This is a genomic window from Nocardioides jejuensis (assembly GCF_004337475.1).
In the GTDB taxonomy this organism is placed as follows: Bacteria; Actinomycetota; Actinomycetes; order Propionibacteriales; family Nocardioidaceae; genus Nocardioides; species Nocardioides jejuensis.
This window is the reverse complement of sequence record NZ_SJZJ01000030.1, coordinates 20,612-37,119: the sequence shown is the minus strand read 5'-3', so window position 1 is coordinate 37,119 and position 16,508 is coordinate 20,612. Positions and strand designations below refer to the sequence as shown.

The 16,508-nt window shown below is 69.8% G+C and carries 15 protein-coding genes; all 15 read left to right on the top strand.

The annotated features are described in order from the left end of the window. The first annotated feature begins 234 nt into the window (after positions 1-234). From EPD65_RS14520 to EPD65_RS14450, 15 genes are read left to right on the top strand one after another with little or no spacing between them, the layout of a single operon-like run. Complete coding sequence (locus EPD65_RS14520) at positions 235-591, top strand: NADH-quinone oxidoreductase subunit A (RefSeq protein ID WP_131585374.1); 357 nt, start codon at positions 235-237, stop codon at positions 589-591. A gap of 10 nt (positions 592-601) precedes the next feature. Beyond that, on the top strand, positions 602-1,162 hold the full coding sequence (locus EPD65_RS14515) for a NuoB/complex I 20 kDa subunit family protein (protein ID WP_131585372.1): 561 nt from the start codon (positions 602-604) through the stop codon (positions 1,160-1,162). Beyond that, entirely contained in the window at positions 1,155-1,823 is a 669-nt protein-coding gene (locus EPD65_RS14510; protein WP_131585370.1) for an NADH-quinone oxidoreductase subunit C, read from the top strand. The genes EPD65_RS14515 and EPD65_RS14510 overlap by 8 nt, the downstream gene beginning before the upstream one ends. Next, positions 1,823-3,154, top strand: coding sequence for an NADH-quinone oxidoreductase subunit D (locus tag EPD65_RS14505; RefSeq protein ID WP_131585368.1), 1,332 nt, complete (start codon positions 1,823-1,825; stop codon positions 3,152-3,154). The genes EPD65_RS14510 and EPD65_RS14505 overlap by 1 nt, the downstream gene beginning before the upstream one ends. Next, on the top strand, positions 3,151-3,774 hold the full coding sequence (gene nuoE / locus EPD65_RS14500) for an NADH-quinone oxidoreductase subunit NuoE (RefSeq protein WP_131585366.1): 624 nt from the start codon (positions 3,151-3,153) through the stop codon (positions 3,772-3,774). Before EPD65_RS14505 ends, nuoE begins: the two co-directional genes overlap by 4 nt. After that, on the top strand, positions 3,771-5,093 hold the full coding sequence (gene nuoF / locus EPD65_RS14495; protein WP_131585364.1) for an NADH-quinone oxidoreductase subunit NuoF: 1,323 nt from the start codon (positions 3,771-3,773) through the stop codon (positions 5,091-5,093). Before nuoE ends, nuoF begins: the two co-directional genes overlap by 4 nt. Beyond that, positions 5,090-7,471 (top strand): NADH-quinone oxidoreductase subunit G, encoded by a 2,382-nt coding sequence (locus EPD65_RS14490; protein ID WP_131585362.1) that lies wholly within the window; start codon positions 5,090-5,092, stop codon positions 7,469-7,471. The genes nuoF and EPD65_RS14490 overlap by 4 nt, the downstream gene beginning before the upstream one ends. Then, a complete protein-coding gene (gene nuoH / locus EPD65_RS14485) occupies positions 7,468-8,760 on the top strand; it encodes an NADH-quinone oxidoreductase subunit NuoH (protein ID WP_131585360.1) in 1,293 nt (430 codons plus the stop codon). Before EPD65_RS14490 ends, nuoH begins: the two co-directional genes overlap by 4 nt. Further along, positions 8,760-9,344: an NADH-quinone oxidoreductase subunit NuoI gene (gene nuoI, locus EPD65_RS14480; RefSeq protein WP_131585358.1), complete on the top strand. Its 585-nt coding sequence runs from the start codon at positions 8,760-8,762 to the stop codon at positions 9,342-9,344. The genes nuoH and nuoI overlap by 1 nt, the downstream gene beginning before the upstream one ends. Before the next feature lie 49 nt (positions 9,345-9,393). Continuing rightward, positions 9,394-10,149 carry an NADH-quinone oxidoreductase subunit J gene (locus EPD65_RS14475; RefSeq protein WP_131585356.1) on the top strand — a complete coding sequence of 252 codons (756 nt, stop codon included), beginning with the start codon at positions 9,394-9,396 and terminating at the stop codon, positions 10,147-10,149. Next, positions 10,149-10,457, top strand: coding sequence for an NADH-quinone oxidoreductase subunit NuoK (gene nuoK, locus EPD65_RS14470; protein ID WP_131585354.1), 309 nt, complete (start codon positions 10,149-10,151; stop codon positions 10,455-10,457). Before EPD65_RS14475 ends, nuoK begins: the two co-directional genes overlap by 1 nt. 7 nt (positions 10,458-10,464) lie before the next feature. Continuing rightward, positions 10,465-12,378: an NADH-quinone oxidoreductase subunit L gene (gene nuoL / locus EPD65_RS14465; protein ID WP_131585352.1), complete on the top strand. Its 1,914-nt coding sequence runs from the start codon at positions 10,465-10,467 to the stop codon at positions 12,376-12,378. Then, entirely contained in the window at positions 12,378-13,871 is a 1,494-nt protein-coding gene (locus EPD65_RS14460) for an NADH-quinone oxidoreductase subunit M (protein ID WP_131585350.1), read from the top strand. Before nuoL ends, EPD65_RS14460 begins: the two co-directional genes overlap by 1 nt. Continuing rightward, on the top strand, positions 13,868-15,454 hold the full coding sequence (gene nuoN / locus EPD65_RS14455) for an NADH-quinone oxidoreductase subunit NuoN (protein ID WP_131585348.1): 1,587 nt from the start codon (positions 13,868-13,870) through the stop codon (positions 15,452-15,454). The genes EPD65_RS14460 and nuoN overlap by 4 nt, the downstream gene beginning before the upstream one ends. After that, on the top strand, positions 15,451-16,461 hold the full coding sequence (locus tag EPD65_RS14450) for a polyprenyl synthetase family protein (RefSeq protein ID WP_131585346.1): 1,011 nt from the start codon (positions 15,451-15,453) through the stop codon (positions 16,459-16,461). The genes nuoN and EPD65_RS14450 overlap by 4 nt, the downstream gene beginning before the upstream one ends. Positions 16,462-16,508 lie beyond the last annotated feature (47 nt).

Below are 16,508 nucleotides of genomic sequence, written 5' to 3'. Positions count from 1 at the left end.
TGCGCCGCCGACCCGCTCGCCTCGCCGCTGCGCCGCCGACCCGCGCGCCACCCGCCGCGCCGGCCTTCCCGGTGCGCCGCGGAGCGCGTTCCGCGGCGGCGTACGCCCTGCAGCGCAAGGATTCCGGGCGATCTGGACACGTTGGCGGGGTGGCCTGTTGACGTCACCCCCTGGGTCGTACAGTGTGAGCCGGGCCACTCAAGTGAATGGATTCACAAGCGCGCAGGAGGGTGTGTGGAGCTCTACGTCCCGGTGTTGGCACTGGCGGTGCTGGCGGCAGGATTCGCGATCTTCTCGGTCGTGATGAGCAGCTTCACCGGCCCCAAGCGATACAACCGCGCCAAGGTCGACGCGTACGAGTGCGGCATCGAGCCGACACCCAACGCGCTGAGCGGCCGCTTCCCCGTGAAGTACTACATCGTCGCGATGCTCTTCATCGTCTTCGACATCGAGATCGTCTTCCTCTACCCGTGGGCGGTCCACCTCGACGCGCTCGGCTGGTTCGGGCTGGCCGAGATGGCGATCTTCTTGGCGACGGTCTTCGTCGCCTACGCCTACGTATGGCGCCGCGGCGGCCTGGACTGGGACTGAGGAAACACAGATGGGTCTCGAGGAGAAGCTCCCCAGCGGAGTGCTGCTGACGACGGTCGAGGGGCTGGCCGGCTACATGCGCAAGGCGGCGTTCTGGCCGGCGACGTTCGGCCTGGCTTGCTGCGCGATCGAGATGATGACGAGCGGTGGCCCGAAGTACGACCTCGGCCGCTTCGGCATGGAGGTCTTCCGGGCCAGCCCGCGCCAGGCCGACCTGATGATCGTGGCCGGCCGCGTGAGCCAGAAGATGGCCCCGGTCCTGCGCCAGATCTACGACCAGATGGCCGAGCCGAAGTGGGTGCTCGCGATGGGCGTCTGCGCGAGCTCCGGCGGCATGTTCAACAACTACGCGATCGTCCAGGGCGTCGACCACGTCGTCCCGGTCGACATGTACCTCCCCGGCTGTCCGCCGCGTCCGGAGATGCTGATCGACGCGATCCTCAAGCTCCACGACCAGGTCCAGCACGCGAAGCTCGGCGCCAACCGCACCAAGCAGGTCCTCGAGCTCGAAGAGCAGGGCCTCATCGCCACCCCGACCAGCCTGATGAAGGGCCTGATGCGCGGTGAGTGACGAGATCGAGAAGGCTCCCTCCACGCAGCCCGCGACGACCGGTGAGACCGCAGGCGTACGCCGCGGCATGTTCGGCACGCAGGGCTCCGGCGACACCAGCGGCTACGGGGGGCTGGTCGCGCCGATCGTCTTCCCGGGCCAGGCCGAGCGTCCGTACGGCGGCTGGTTCGACCTCGTCGCTGACAGCCTCGACGGCCTGCTCGAGAGCGTGGTGATCCACCGCGGCGAGATCACATTCCACGTCGCGCGCGGCAACCTCCGCGAAGCCCTGCAGAAGCTCCGCGACGAGCAGCGCTTCGAGTTCTGCGCCGGCGTCAGCGGCGTGCACTTCCCGGACGAGACGGGCCGCGAGCTGCACGCCGTCTACAGCCTGCTGAGCATGACCCACAACCGGCGGATCCGGGTCGAGACAACCACGCCCGACAGTGACCGCCACCTGCCGAGCTGCGTGGCGATCTACCCGACGCTCGACTGGCACGAGCGCGAGGCATGGGACTTCTTCGGTCTCCTCTTCGACGGGCACCCGGCGCTCACGCGCATCCAGATGCCCGACGACTGGCCGGGCCACCCGCAGCGCAAGGACTATCCCCTCGGCGGCATCCCGGTCGAGTACAAGGGCGGCACCGTTCCGCCGCCGGACCAGCGGAGGTCCTACAACTGATGAGCGACGCATACGCGAGCAGCACCGAGACGTCCGAGGGCCGTGTCTTCACGGTCGGCGGCCAGGACTGGGACCAGTTCACCGACGAGCTCAACCCCGACGCGAGCGAGCGCGTCGTCGTCAACATGGGGCCGCAGCACCCGTCCACCCACGGCGTGCTCCGGCTGATCCTCGAGCTCGAGGGCGAGACGGTGACCGAGGCCCGCTGCGGCATCGGCTACCTGCACACCGGCATCGAGAAGAACATGGAGTTCCGCAGCTGGGTCCAGGGCGTCACGTTCTGCACCCGCATGGACTACCTCTCGCCGTTCTTCAACGAGGCGACGTACTGCCTCGGCGTCGAGCGGCTTCTCGACATCGAAGACGACATCCCGGAGAAGGCGCAGGTCATGCGCGTCCTCCTGATGGAGCTCAACCGGATCTCGAGCCACCTGGTCTGCATCGCCACCGGCGGCATGGAGATCGGCGCGCTCACGGTCATGACGATCGGCTTCCGCGAGCGCGAGCTGATCCTGGACCTCTTCGAGCTGATCACCGGCCTCCGGATGAACCATGCGTTCATCCGCCCGGGCGGCGTCGCGCAGGACCTCCCGCCCGGCGCGCTCGACGAGATCCGCTCGTTCGTCGCGCTGATGCGCAAGCGCCTCCCCGAGTACGCCGCCCTGTGCAACGCCAACCCGATCTTCAAGGCCCGCCTCGAGGGCGTCGGCCACCTCGACCTCGAGGGCTGCCTCGCGCTGGGCATCTCCGGTCCGGTGCTTCGCAGCGCCGGCTACGCGTGGGACCTCCGGAAGACGAGCCCGTACAGCGGCTACCAGGACTACGACTTCGACGTCATCACCTGGGACACGGCCGACGCGTACGGCCGCTTCCGCGTGCGGCTGGCCGAGATGGAGGAGAGCCTCCGGATCGTCGAGCAGGCCGCGGCCCGGCTCGCCGGGCTCGAGGGCGCTCCGGTGATGGTCGCCGACAAGAAGATCGCCTGGCCCAGCCAGCTCGCGATCGGGGCCGATGGCATGGGCAACTCCCTCGACCACATCCGCCACATCATGGGCGAGTCGATGGAGGCGCTGATCCACCACTTCAAGCTCGTCACCGAAGGTTTCCGCGTGCCCGCCGGGCAGGCGTACGTCCCGGTCGAGAGCCCGCGCGGCGAGCTGGGTGCGCACGTCGTCTCCAACGGCGGCACGCGCCCCTACCGCGTGCACTTCCGTGACCCCAGCTTCACCAACCTGCAGGCCACGAGCGTGATGAGCGAGGGCGGCGCCGTCGCCGACGTCATCGTCGCGATCGCGAGCATCGACCCCGTGATGGGAGGTGTTGACCGATGACGATCAACGCCACGACGTACGCCGAGCTCCAGGAGATCGCCGCGCGCTACCCGCAGGAGCGCTCGGGCCTGCTGCCGATGCTCCACCTCGTGCAGTCGACCGAGGGCCGCGTGACCGCCGACGGCATCAACGCCTGCGCCGAGATCCTCGGGCTCACCGCCGCCGAGGTGAGCGGCGTCGCGACGTTCTACACGATGTACAAGCGCAAGCCGGTCGGCGAGCACCACGTCGGCGTCTGCACCAACACGCTCTGCGCGGTGATGGGCGGCGACCAGATCTTCGCCGAGCTCAAGGAGCACCTGCAGGTCGGCAACGACGAGACGACGACCGACGGCAAGGTCACCCTCGAGCACGTCGAGTGCAACGCGGCGTGCGACTACGCGCCGGTCGTGATGGTCAACTGGGAGTTCTTCGACAACCAGACGCCGGAGTCGGCGAAGCAGCTGGTCGACGACCTGCGTGCGGGCAAGACCGTGACCGCGAGCCGCGGCGCGAAGATCTGCTCCTGGCGTGAGGCCGAGCGCGTGCTCGCCGGTTTCGATGACGGCCGCGCCGACGAGGGCCCGTCCGCCGGCGAGGCATCGCTGGCCGGGCTGCGCACCCTGGACGGTGACCAGTGACGAGTCCGATCACGCCCGTCCTGACCGCCAACTGGGGCACCGACCGCAGCTGGACGCTCGACGCCTACACGGCACAGGGTGGCTACCAGGCGCTCGCGACGGCCCTGACGAAGACGCCCGACGAGGTCGTCGCGGCGGTCAAGGACTCCGGCCTCCGCGGCCGTGGCGGCGCCGGCTTCCCGACCGGCATGAAGTGGGGCTTCCTCCCGCCGTACGACGACAACGATCCGCAGTCGCGCTACCTCGTCGTCAACGCTGACGAGTCCGAGCCGGGCACCTGCAAGGACATCCCGCTGATGATGGCGTCGCCGCACACGCTCGTGGAGGGTGTGATCATCAGCAGCTACGCGATCCGCGCGAAGCAGGCCTTCATCTACGTGCGCGGCGAGGTCCTCCACGTGATCCGCCGGCTGCGCGCCGCCGTCGCCGAGGCGTACGCCGCCGGGCACCTCGGCCCGGACAGCCCGGCCGGGGTAGACCTCATCGTCCACGCCGGTGCCGGGGCGTACATCTGTGGTGAGGAGACCGCGCTCCTCGACTCGCTCGAGGGCCGTCGCGGCCAGCCGCGCCTGCGTCCGCCGTTCCCGGCGGTGGCGGGTCTCTACGCGCGCCCGACGGTCATCAACAACGTCGAGTCGATCGCCTCGGTCCCGGCGATCATCGGCAAGGGGGCGGACTGGTTCGCCGGGCTGGGCACGGAGAAGTCCAAGGGCTTCGTCATCTACTCGCTGTCCGGCCACGTCACCCGCCCGGGCCAGTACGAGGCACCGCTCGGCATCACGCTGCGCGAGCTGCTCGACCTGGCCGGGGGAGTGCGCCACGGACACCAGCTGAAGTTCTGGACGCCCGGCGGCTCGAGCACGCCGCTGCTCACCGACGCGCACCTCGACGTACCTCTGGACTATGAGGGCGTCGGGGCGGCCGGCTCGATGCTCGGCACGCGCGCGCTGCAGATCTTCGACGAGACCACCTGCGTGGTCCGCGCGGTGCTGCGGTGGAGCGAGTTCTACAAGCACGAGTCCTGCGGCAAGTGCACGCCGTGCCGCGAGGGCACCTGGTGGCTCGTGCAGGTGCTGACCCGGCTCGAGGCCGGCAACGGCTCCGAGGCCGACCTCGACCAGCTGCTCGACCAGTGCGAGAACATCGCCGGCCGCTCGTTCTGCGCGCTGGGTGACGGTGCCACGAGCCCCGTCGTCAGCTCGGTCCAGCTCTTCCGCGAGGAGTACCTCGCGCACCTCGAGCACGGGGGCTGCCCCTTCGACGCGGCGGCCTCGACCGCGTGGGCACCCCGCCGCCAGAGCCAGGAGGTGCACGCATGAGCGACCTCGTGAAGAAGGACAAGGTCACGCTGACCATCGACGGCAAGCCGGTCACGGTGCCCGCGGGCACGCTCGTGATCCGGGCGGCCGAGCAGGTCGGCGTCCAGGTCCCGCGGTTCTGTGACCACCCGCTGCTCGCACCTGTCGGCGCCTGCCGCCAGTGCCTCGTCGAGGTGCCCGACGGCGGCAACGGTCGCCCGATCCCGAAGCCGCAGGCCTCGTGCACGCTGACCTGTGCCGAGGGCATGGTCGTCGAGACGCAGGTGACCAACGCCGTTGCCGAGAAGGCACAGCGCGGCGTCATGGAGCTGCTGCTCATCAACCACCCGCTCGACTGCCCGGTGTGCGACAAGGGCGGCGAGTGCCCCCTGCAGAACCAGGCGATGTCCAACGGCCAGGGCGAGAGCCGCTTCGCCGCTCAGGAGGGCGTGAAGCGGACCTTCGAGAAGCCGATCCCGATCTCCCCGCAGATCCTGCTCGACCGCGAGCGCTGCATCGTCTGCCAGCGCTGCACCCGCTTCGCCGCGGAGATCCCGGGCGACCCGGGCATCGCGCTGATCCAGCGTGGTGCGAGCCAGCAGATCGGCACCGCGACGGATGCGCCGTTCGACTCGTACTTCTCCGGCAACATCGTGCAGATCTGCCCGGTGGGTGCCCTGACGAGTGCCGACTACCGCTTCCGCGCGCGGCCCTTCGACCTCGTGTCGTCGCCGAGCATCGCGGAGCACGACTCCTGCGGTGCGGCGATCCGCGTCGACCACCGCCGCGGCAAGGTCGTACGCCGCCTCGCCGGCAACGACCCGGAGGTCAACGAGGAGTGGATCTCCGACAAGGACCGCTACGCCTTCCGCTACCAGCGACCCGCCGCGCGCCTCACGCACCCGCTGGTGCGCGACGCGGAGTCCGGTGAGCTGCGCGCTGCGTCGTGGCCCGAGGCGTTCACCGTCGCGGCACGCGGTCTTGCCGCGGCGAAGGCGGCCAGCGGCGTCGGCGTCCTGACCGGCGGCCGCGTCACGGGTGAGGACGCCTACGCGTACTCCAAGTTCGCCCGCGTCGCTCTCGGCACCAACGACATCGACTTCCGTGCGCGGCCGCACTCGGCCGAGGAGGCGGCGTTCCTTGCCTCGACGGTCGCGCTCGCCTCCGACGTGTCGTACGCCGACCTGGACCGCGCGCGCGTCGTGCTGCTCCTCGGCCTCGAGCCCGAGGACGAGGCCGGCACGCTCTTCCTGCGGCTGCGCAAGGCGGTCGCGGCCGGACTCGAGGTCGTCTCCGTGGCGCCGTTCGCGAGCCGCGGGCTCCGCAAGCTCAACGGCCGCCTCGTGCCGGCCGCTCCCGGTGAGGAAGCCATCGCCATCGCTGCGCTCGAGGTCGACAAGGACACGATCGTCCTCGTCGGCGAGCGTCTCGCGACGTCGCCCGGCGCCCTGAGCGCCGCGGCCGCCCTCGCGGCGCGGTCGGGTGCCCGGCTCGCGTGGGTCCCCCGTCGTGCCGGCGACCGCGGTGCGGTCGAGACCGGCTGCCTGCCCAACCTGCTGCCGGGCGGTCGCCCGGTCGAGGAGCCGGCGGCGCGCATCGACATCGGTGAGGCCTGGGGCATCACCCACCTGCCCGCCACCGACGGTCGTGATGGCGCTGCCATCCTTGCCGCGGCAGCGAGCGGCGAGCTCGGCGGCCTGGTCATCGGCGGTGTCGACCTCGACGACCTCGCCGACCCGGCCGCAGCCCGTGCGGCGATCGAGGCTGCTGGCTTCGTCGTCAGCCTCGAGCTCACCGAGACCGACGTGACCCGCGCGGCCGACGTCGTCTTCCCGGTGGCGCCGACCACGGAGAAGGCCGGCATGTTCGTCACCTGGGAGGGGCGCCCGCGCACCTTCGCGAAGATCTTCGACGTCCCCGGCTCGCTCGCCGACCTCCGCGTGCTTGCGGGCATCGCCGACGAGATGGGGACGACGCTCGGGTTCAGCACCACCGACGGCGCCCGCGCCGAGATGGAGCAGGTCGGCCCCTGGGACGGCGCCCGCCCGGCTGCTCCCACGGTCGCGCCGGCGCATGCCCGCAAGGTGCTCAAGACCAAGCTCGCTCTCGCCACCTGGAAGCAGCTCGTGGGCCATGGGTCGCTGCTCGAGGACGCCGACGTACTGCTCGAGACGCAGCGTCCGGCCGTCGCCCGGATCAACGCCGAGACGCACGAGATGCTGCGCGGCTCGTCCGAGGTGACGCTGACGGGTGACCGCGGTCAGGTCACGCTCCCGGTCGAGGTCACCGACCTGCCCGAGGGCGTTGTCTGGGTGCCGGCCAACGCCTGGCCCGGGGGAGTGCTCGCGACGTTGAGCGGCCCCGGCGGCTCGGTCTCGGTGAAGGGAGTGCAGCGATGATCGCCCTCGTGACCGAGGACCTCTCGGCGTTCGGCAAGGACCCCTGGTGGCTGATCATCGGGAAGGTCGTCGCGATCTTCCTCGTGCTCGTGCTGCTCACGCTCTTCAACATCTGGTTCGAACGCCGCGTCGTCGCGCGCATGCAGCACCGCATCGGCCCCAACGTGCACGGCCCCTTCGGCCTGCTGCAGTCCCTCGCCGACGGCGTGAAGCTGGCGCTGAAGGAGGACATCATCCCGAAGGCCGCCGACGTGGTGGTCTTCGTCCTGGCTCCGGTCATCGCCGCGATCCCGGCGTTCCTCACGTTCTCGGTGATTCCGTTCGGCCCGGAGGTGACTGTCTTCGGTCACCGCACCCCGCTGCAGCTCACGGACATGCCGATGGCTGTCCTCTTCGTGATGGCGATCGCGAGCATCGGCATCTACGGCATCGTCCTTGGCGGCTGGGCGTCCGGCTCGACGTACTCCCTGCTCGGTGGTCTTCGCTCCAGCGCGCAGATGATCTCCTACGAGGTCGCGATGGGCCTCAGCCTCGTCGCCGTCTTCCTGTACGCCGGCTCGATGTCGACGTCGACGATCGTCGCGGCCCAGGACAAGATGTGGTTCGGCGTCGTGCTGATGCCGAGCTTCGTCATCTATGTGATCTCGATGGTGGGCGAGACCAACCGCGCGCCGTTCGACCTTCCCGAGGCGGAGGGCGAGCTCGTCGGCGGCTTCCACACGGAGTACTCCAGCCTGAAGTTCGCGCTCTTCTTCCTCGCCGAGTACATCAACATGGCGACCGTCTCGGGCCTCGCGACGACGCTCTTCCTCGGCGGTTGGCGTGCGCCGTTCGGCATCGCCCAGGTGTGGGCCGGGGCCAACGAGGGCTGGTGGCCGGTGCTCTGGTTCTTCGGCAAGCTGCTCTGCTTCATCTTCTTCTTCGTGTGGCTCCGCGGCACGCTGCCGCGTCTTCGCTACGACCAGTTCATGGCGTTCGGCTGGAAGGTGCTGATCCCGATCTCGCTGGTCTGGATCCTGCTGGTCGCGACGATGCGGGTGGCCGTCAACGAGGGCACGTTCGACTCGTTCTTCAACGGCCCGGTGCTGCCGGTGATCGCCGGGGTCGCGATCGTGGCCTGTGTGGCACTGGCGTTCTGGCCGGCGAAGGGATCGGCTGCGGCCGCCCAGGTCGTGGCCCCTCCGTCGGCTCCGCGCCCCGGCGCGTTCCCGACGCCGCAGCTGCCCGGCGAAGGTGCCGTGCGCGGTGCTGCTGCCCCACTCGTGTTCGGAGAGGAGGCGACCCGCTGATGGGCGCCAAGGAGACCCTGTGGGACCCGGTCGCCGGGTTCGGCGTGACGTTCCGGACGATGTTCAAGAAGCCGGTCACGGAGCAGTACCCCTTCGAGAAGCAGCAGACCGCCCCGCGCTTCCACGGCCGGCACCAGCTCAACCGCTGGCCCGACGGCCTGGAGAAGTGCGTCGGCTGCGAGCTGTGTGCGTGGGCCTGCCCGGCGGACGCGATCTACGTCGAGGGTGCGGACAACTCCGACGAGCTCGACGCCGAGGGCAACAGCCAGCGGTTCAGCCCCGGTGAGCGCTACGGCGCGGTCTACCAGATCAACTACCTGCGCTGCATCCTGTGCGGACTCTGCATCGAGGCCTGCCCGACCCGCGCGCTGACGATGACCAACGAGTACGAGCTGGCCGACGACAACCGCGCCGACCTGATCTACGAGAAGTCCGACCTGCTGGCTCCGCTGCAGCCCGGCATGGAGCAGCCGCCCCACCCGGCGCGCTACGGCGACGAGAAGAACTACTTCCGCGGCGAGTTCGTCGAGGAGACGTCGTCGCTGACCGCCCTGCTGGCCGCCGCGAAGGAGGGCGACGCGTGACCACCCCACTCGAATTCTCGCTTCGCTCCGAGTCGATCGGGGACCCCGAATGATCGCCTTCTGGTGCCTGGCCCCGATCATGGTCGTGGCCGCGCTCGGCATTCTCGTCGTCCGCAAGGCGGTGCACGCGGCGTTGCTCCTGGCCGTCGTGATGATCAGCCTCGCGGTGCTCTACGCGAGCCTGGAGGCGCCGTTCCTCTTCGCGGTGCAGATCATCGTCTACACCGGCGCGATCCTCATGCTCTTCCTCTTCGTGCTGATGCTCGTCGGCGTCGACGCGTCCGACTCGCTCACGGAGACGATCAAGGGGCACCGCATCGCGGCGCTGATCGTGGGCGCGCTCTTCGGGCTGACCATCGGCCTCGCCGCCGGGCAGGTCGGCTACGGCACGGCGACCGGGCTGGCCACCGCCAACAAGGCCGGCAACGTCCCGGCACTGGCGGACCTGCTCTTCTCCGACTGGGTGCTCGCCTTCGAGACCACCTCGGCGCTGCTGATCACCGCCGCGGTCGGCGCCATGGTGCTCGCGCACCGCGAGCGCCTCGAGCCGAAGGCCGGCCAGCGCGAGCTCGCTGCCCGCCGCGTCCGCGAGTACGCCGAGACCGGTCGCCACCTCGGCCCGCTCCCGGCCCCCGGTGTCTACGCCCGGCACAACGCCGTCGACACCCCGGCCCTGCTGCCGGACGGCACGCCGAGCGAGCTCTCGCTCAACCGCACCCTCGTCGGCCGCCACGACGACCAGGCGCCGCCCAAGGACGTGAAGGCGATCGAACGCCTCGTCTCGGACTCGAAGGGGGAGGCGTGATGGAGAGCTTCCAGGTAGGCCCGTACGTCGTGCTCAGCACGATCCTCTTCACGATCGGCTGCGTCGGCGTCCTGATCCGGCGCAACGCGATCGTCGTCTTCATGTGCGTCGAGCTGATGCTCAACGCGTCGAACCTGGCGCTCGTCGCGTTCGCCCGCTACCACGGCAACCTGACCGGCCAGATCGCCGCCTTCTTCGTGATGGTGGTGGCCGCGGCCGAGGTCGTGGTCGGCCTCGCGATCATCATGACCCTGTTCCGCACCCGCCGTTCGGCCTCGGTCGACGACGCCAACCTGCTGAAGCTGTGAGGCGCTCGTGCTTGCTCTGATCATCGGCCTCCCGCTCCTGGGTGCTGTCGTGCTGCTCCCGGGTGGCGGTCTCGTCGACCGCTGGGCCTCGCGGTGGGGTCACTGGCTCGGGGTCGCGACGGTGGCCACGTCGTTCGTGCTCGGTCTGGTCGTCTTCCTCGGGTTCGTCGGCGACCCGGTGGGGGACTACCCGTTCCATGAATACGGGTGGACCGCCCAGCACCTGTGGACCTTCCTGGAGGTCGGTGACGTGAAGGTGGGGGCCGATCTCTACGCGGACCACCTCTCGATCCTCTTCGTCCTGCTGATCACCGGCGTCGGATCGCTGATCCACCTCTACTCCGTGGGCTACATGGAGCACGACGACCGCCGTCGCCGCTTCTTCGGCTACCTGAACCTCTTCGTCGCCGCGATGCTGCTGCTGGTGCTCGGTGGCAACTACCTGATGCTCTTCCTCGGGTGGGAGGGCGTCGGCCTCGCGTCGTACCTGCTGATCGGCTTCTGGCAGCACAAGCACTCGGCCGCGCTCGCCGCGCGCAAGGCCTTCGTGATGAACCGCGTCGGTGACATGGGACTGCTGCTGGCGATGTTCCTGATGATCGTGCACTTCGGAAACCTGAACTTCAGCAACGTGCTCGGTCAGGTCGCGGGCTACTCCGATGCGGTCGGAGGACCGCCGTCCGAGACAACCGTCACCCTGATCGGGCTCGCGCTGCTCCTCGCCGCCTGTGGCAAGTCCGCGCAGGTGCCGCTCCAGGCCTGGCTCCTCGACGCCATGGAAGGTCCGACCCCGGTCTCCGCGCTGATCCACGCGGCCACGATGGTCACCGCCGGCGTCTACCTGATCGTCCGCAGCGGCGCGATCTTCGAGGCGGCCCCGGTCGCGCAGACCGCGGTCATCGTCGTCGCCGTCGTGACGCTGCTGTGGGGTGCGGTGCTCGGCTGCGCGAAGGACGACATCAAGAAGGCGCTGGCCGGCTCCACGATGAGCCAGATCGGCTACATGATGCTCGGTGCGGGCCTCGGACCGGTGGGTGCGGCGTTCGCGATCTTCCACCTGGTCACGCACGGCTTCTTCAAGGCCAACATGTTCCTCGGCGCCGGTTCGGTCATGCACGGCATGGACGACGACGTCGACATGCGCCACTACGGCGCGCTGCGGAAGATGCTGCCGGTGACGTTCCTGACGTTCGCGATGGGATACCTCGCGATCATCGGGTTCCCGGGCTTCTCCGGCTTCTGGTCGAAGGACAAGATCATCGAGACCGCCTTCGGCTACAGCCCGCTGGTGGGCGCGCTGGCGATGCTCGGCGCGGGCATCACGGGCTTCTACATGACCCGGCTGATGCTGCTCACCTTCTTCACCGACAAGCGCTGGCAGGACGGCGTCCACCCGCACGAGTCGCCTCGCGTCATGACGATTCCGCTGATGGTGCTCGCCGCGCTCTCCGTCCTCGGCGGGCTGATGCTCGCGGGCGGCTGGATCACCGACTGGCTCCGTCCGGTGGTCGGCGAGGCGCACCACGAAGAGCTGCCGATGCCGGCGTACGTCATCACGCTGCTCGTCTTCGTGACGGTCGCGGTGGGCGTGGCGACGGCCTGGTTCACCGTCGGTGAGCGGTTCGTGCCGCGGAAGGCGCCGGCCGACGTCGCCTGGCCGGTCAAGGCCGCGCGTGCCGACCTCTACGGCGACGCGATCAACGACGTGCTCGTCGTCCAGCCGACGATGCGTCTGGCCGAGGGCCTCATGGTGTTCGACAAGGCAGTCATTGACGGCGTCGTGATGGGTCAGGCGGCCGCGACCGTCGGCGGCTCGCTCCAGCTTCGCCGGATCCAGAACGGCTTCGTCCGCTCCTACGCGCTCTCCGTGCTGGGCGGCGGCCTGCTCGTCGTCCTCGCGCTCCTGGTGGTGAACATCTGATGTTGTCGTTGCTCATCGCCCTCCCGCTGATCGGCGCCCTCGCCGTGATGCTGCTGCCCAGCCACCCCGGCGACGCGCTGCCCAAGTGGAGCGCGCTCGCGTTCTCGATCGCGACGCTGATCGGCGGAGCCGTCGTCGGTATCGCCAACGCCGACACGGGGGAGACCTGGTCGGAGACGCACACCTGGATCGCGCCGATCGGCGCCCACTGGGCGCTGGCCGTCGACGGTCTCGGCGTCACCATGGTGCTGCTGACCGTGATCCTCGTGCCGGTCGTCATCGCCGCCTCGTGGCACGACGCGGATGACCGCAACACCAAGGGCTTCTTCGCGCTGATGCTCGTCGTCGAGGCGCTCGCGCTCGCGGTCTTCTGCGCGCAGGACGTCTTCCTCTTCTACCTCGTCTTCGAGGCGACGCTGATCCCGGCGTACTTCCTGATCGGCAGCTACGGCCACGGCCCCCGGCGTACGGCGGCGGCGGTGAAGTTCCTGCTGTACATGCTTGCCGGCGGTCTGGTGATGCTGGCGGCGGTCGTCGCGCTCTACGCCTTCTCCGCGCAGACCGGCCACGCGTCGTACCTGATCGACGACCTCAAGGGACTCAGCCTGACGACGAACCAGGAGCGGATGGTCTTCATCGGCTTCTTCCTCGCGTTCGCGATCAAGGCGCCGATCTTCCCGTTCCACACGTGGCTGCCGGACACCACGGGCAACGCGACGCCGGGCACGAGCGTCCTGCTGATCTGCGTGCTCGACAAGATCGGCACCTACGGCATGCTCCGGTTCTGCCTCGAGCTCTTCCCGGGTGCCTCGCACTGGGCGACGCCGGTCGTCGTCACGCTCGCCCTGATCTCGATCGTGTACGGCGCCCTGCTGGCGCTCGGCCAGGACGACCTGCTCGTGCTGACCGGTCTGACCTCGCTGAGCCACTTCGGCTTCATCGTGTTGGGCATCTTCGTGGTTAACGACCAGGGCGTCTCGGGAGCGACGTTCTACATGTTCAACCACGGCCTCGCGACGGCGGTGCTCTTCCTCGCCGCGGGCTACCTGATCAAGCGCACCGGCACGGCACGGCTCTCGCAGATGGGCGGCGTGGAGAAGAAGGCGCCGGTCCTCGCGGCGCTGCTGCTCCTCGGTGGCCTCGGCACGCTGGGCCTGCCGGGTCTCTCGCCCTTCGTGAGCGAGTTCCTGGTCATGCTCGGCGCATTCCAGCACCACTGGTGGGTCGGCACGATCGCGGTGTCGGGCATCGTCCTGGCTGCGGCGTACGTACTGCGGGCCTACCGGCTCGCGGTCACCGGTCCCGAGCGTCCGGAGCTGGCGGGCGTGGCCGAGGTCGGCAAGCGCGAGATCGCGGCCATCGCTCCGCTGATCGCGCTGATGATCCTGCTCGGCTTCGCGCCGCAGCTCGCGCTGTCGGTGATCAACCCGGCGAGCGACCACACCATGTCGAGCATCGAGGCAGCGACCATCGAGTCAGGGGCGCAGAAGTGACGACGTTCCAGAGCCCGCACCTGGGCTACGACCTGATCTGGCCGCTGCTCCTGGTGCTCGGCGCCGCGTGCGTGGGCATCGTCGTCGAGGCGTTCGTGCCGCGGGCGTGGCGCTACGTCACGCAGGTGTTGCTGACCCTGACGACGCTGGCCGTTGCCTTCGGCGGCACGATCTTCGTGGCCACCGGCCTGGACTCGCGCGGCCACGGAGCTGCGCACGGCGCGGTCGTTGCAGAGGGATCCGTCGCGATCGACGGCCCTGCCGTCTTCGCCTGGGGGCTGCTGCTGATCGTCGCGTTCTTCGGCGTGCTCCTCTTCGCCGAGCGCCACCTCGACGGCGGCGTGTCGGCGTTCTCCGGACAGGCTGCGGTGCTGCCGGGCACGGATGCCGAACGCCGCGTCGGCGAGCGCGGCCTCGAGCACACCGAGGTCTACCCGCTGCTGCTCTTCGCGGTCGGCGGCATGCTGCTGTTCGCCGCGGCCAACGACCTGCTGACCCTCTTCGTGGCGCTCGAGGTGCTCTCGCTGCCGCTCTACCTGCTGACCGGGCTGGCGCGCCGTCGGCGCCTGCTCTCGCAGGAGGCCGCGATGAAGTACTTCCTGCTCGGAGCGTTCTCCTCCGGCTTCCTGCTCTACGGCATCGCCCTCGTCTACGGGTACGCCGGCACCGTGCGGTTCGGCGGGATCGCCGACGCCATCGCCAACACCTCCGGCCAACGCGGACTGCTCCTGGCCGGCATCGGCCTGCTGTCCGTCGGTCTGCTCTTCAAGGTCGGCGCGGTGCCGTTCCAGGCCTGGACGCCGGACGTCTACCAGGGCGCCCCGACGCCGGTGACGGCGTTCATGGCGGCCGGCACCAAGGTGGCGGCGTTCGTCGCGATGCTGCGTCTCTTCTCGGTCGCCTTCGGCGGCGAGCGCTGGACCTGGCTGCCGATGCTGTGGGCGATCGCGCTCCTGACGATGGTGATCGGTGCCGTGCTGGCGGTCGCGCAGACCGACGTGAAGCGGATGCTCGCCTACTCCTCGATCGCGCACACGGGCTTCGTGCTCACCGGCATCCTCGGCACCGGCGCCTCCCTCGGCGACGACCAGATCGGTGCCACGCAGGCGGTGCTCTTCTACCTGGTCACCTATGGCCTGATGACGCTCGGAGCCTTCGCAGTGCTCACCCTGGTGCGCGACGCGGCCGGCGAGTCGGGCGAGCTGCGTGGCTGGGCCGGGCTGGCCCGCACGTCCCCGGTCGTGGCTGCGGTCTTCTCGCTCTTCCTGCTCTCGCTGGCCGGCCTGCCGTTCACGGCGGGCTTCACCGGCAAGTGGGTCGTCTTCGCCTCGGCGATGAGTGGCGGCGCCTGGCCGGTGGTCGTGGCCGCCGTGCTGACCTCCGCGATGGCGGCGTTCTTCTACATCCGGGTCATCGTCTTGATGTACTTCTCCGAGCCCGTCGCGGGCGGTCCGGCGGTGGCCGTGCCGTCGATCCTGACCTCGGCGACGATCGCGGTGACCGCGGTCGCGACGGTCGTCCTGGGCGTCGTACCCGGCCCGGTTCTCGATCTTGCGGCGCATGCGGGAGACTTCATCAGGTGAGCACGACTTCGTCCGGTCCCGCGCTGGCCCTCCCTGTCCTCGATGAGGCCCTCGCGGCGCGTCTGAAGGCCCGCCTCGTCGAGGTGGAGGAGGCCCTCGCCGGCCACATCACGAGCGAGGCCGACTTCGTCACCGAGGCCGCCCGCCACCTCATGGACGCCGGCGGCAAGCGCTTCCGCCCGCTCCTCGTGCTGCTCGCGGCGGAGACCGGCCCGAACGCCGGGTCGCCGGAGGTCATCGATGCGGCCTGCGTCGTCGAGCTCACCCACCTCGCCTCGCTCTATCACGACGACGTCATGGACGAGGCTGCCCTGCGCCGCGGTGCCGACTCGGCCAACGCCCGCTGGGACAACCACGTCGCGATCCTCACCGGCGACTGGCTCTTCTCGAAGTCATCGGAGCTCACGGCCGCTCTCGGCCCGGACGCGGTGAAGATCCAGGCGCACACGTTCTCGCGCCTCGTCGAGGGTCAGATCCTCGAGACCGTGCCGCCGGCGTCCGAGGACGTCGCGCTGGAGCACCACCTCCGCGTCGTGGCCGGCAAGACCGGTTCGTTGATCGCCACCTCTGCGCTGTACGGCGCCCGCTTCGCCGGTGCTCCGGCCGAGGTCGAGGAGGCCCTCGCGGCGTACGGCGAGATCGTCGGTGCTGCGTTCCAGATCAGCGACGACATCCTCGACATCGCCTCGGAGACCGAGGAGTCGGGCAAGACCCCCGGCACCGACCTGCGTGAAGGCGTCCCGACGCTCCCGGTGCTGCTGGTGCGTCGCGCTGGCCGCCCGGAGGATGCTCGTCTCGTCGAGCTGCTCGACTCGTCGCTCGAGTCCGACGCCGACCTGGCCGAGGCGCTCGTCCTCCTGCGCGCCCACCCGGCGATGGCCGAGGCCCGCGCCTACGTCATCGCCCGTGCCCAGGAGGCGAAGGACCTGCTCAAGGTCCTCGCCGAGGGCCCGGTCCGCGACGCCCTCGAGGCGTTCGCCGACGTGGTCGCCACCCGCACCGCCTGACGCGCCGGGTCCTGGTGGGTGCTCGGCACGCTGCGCGCCAAACTGTC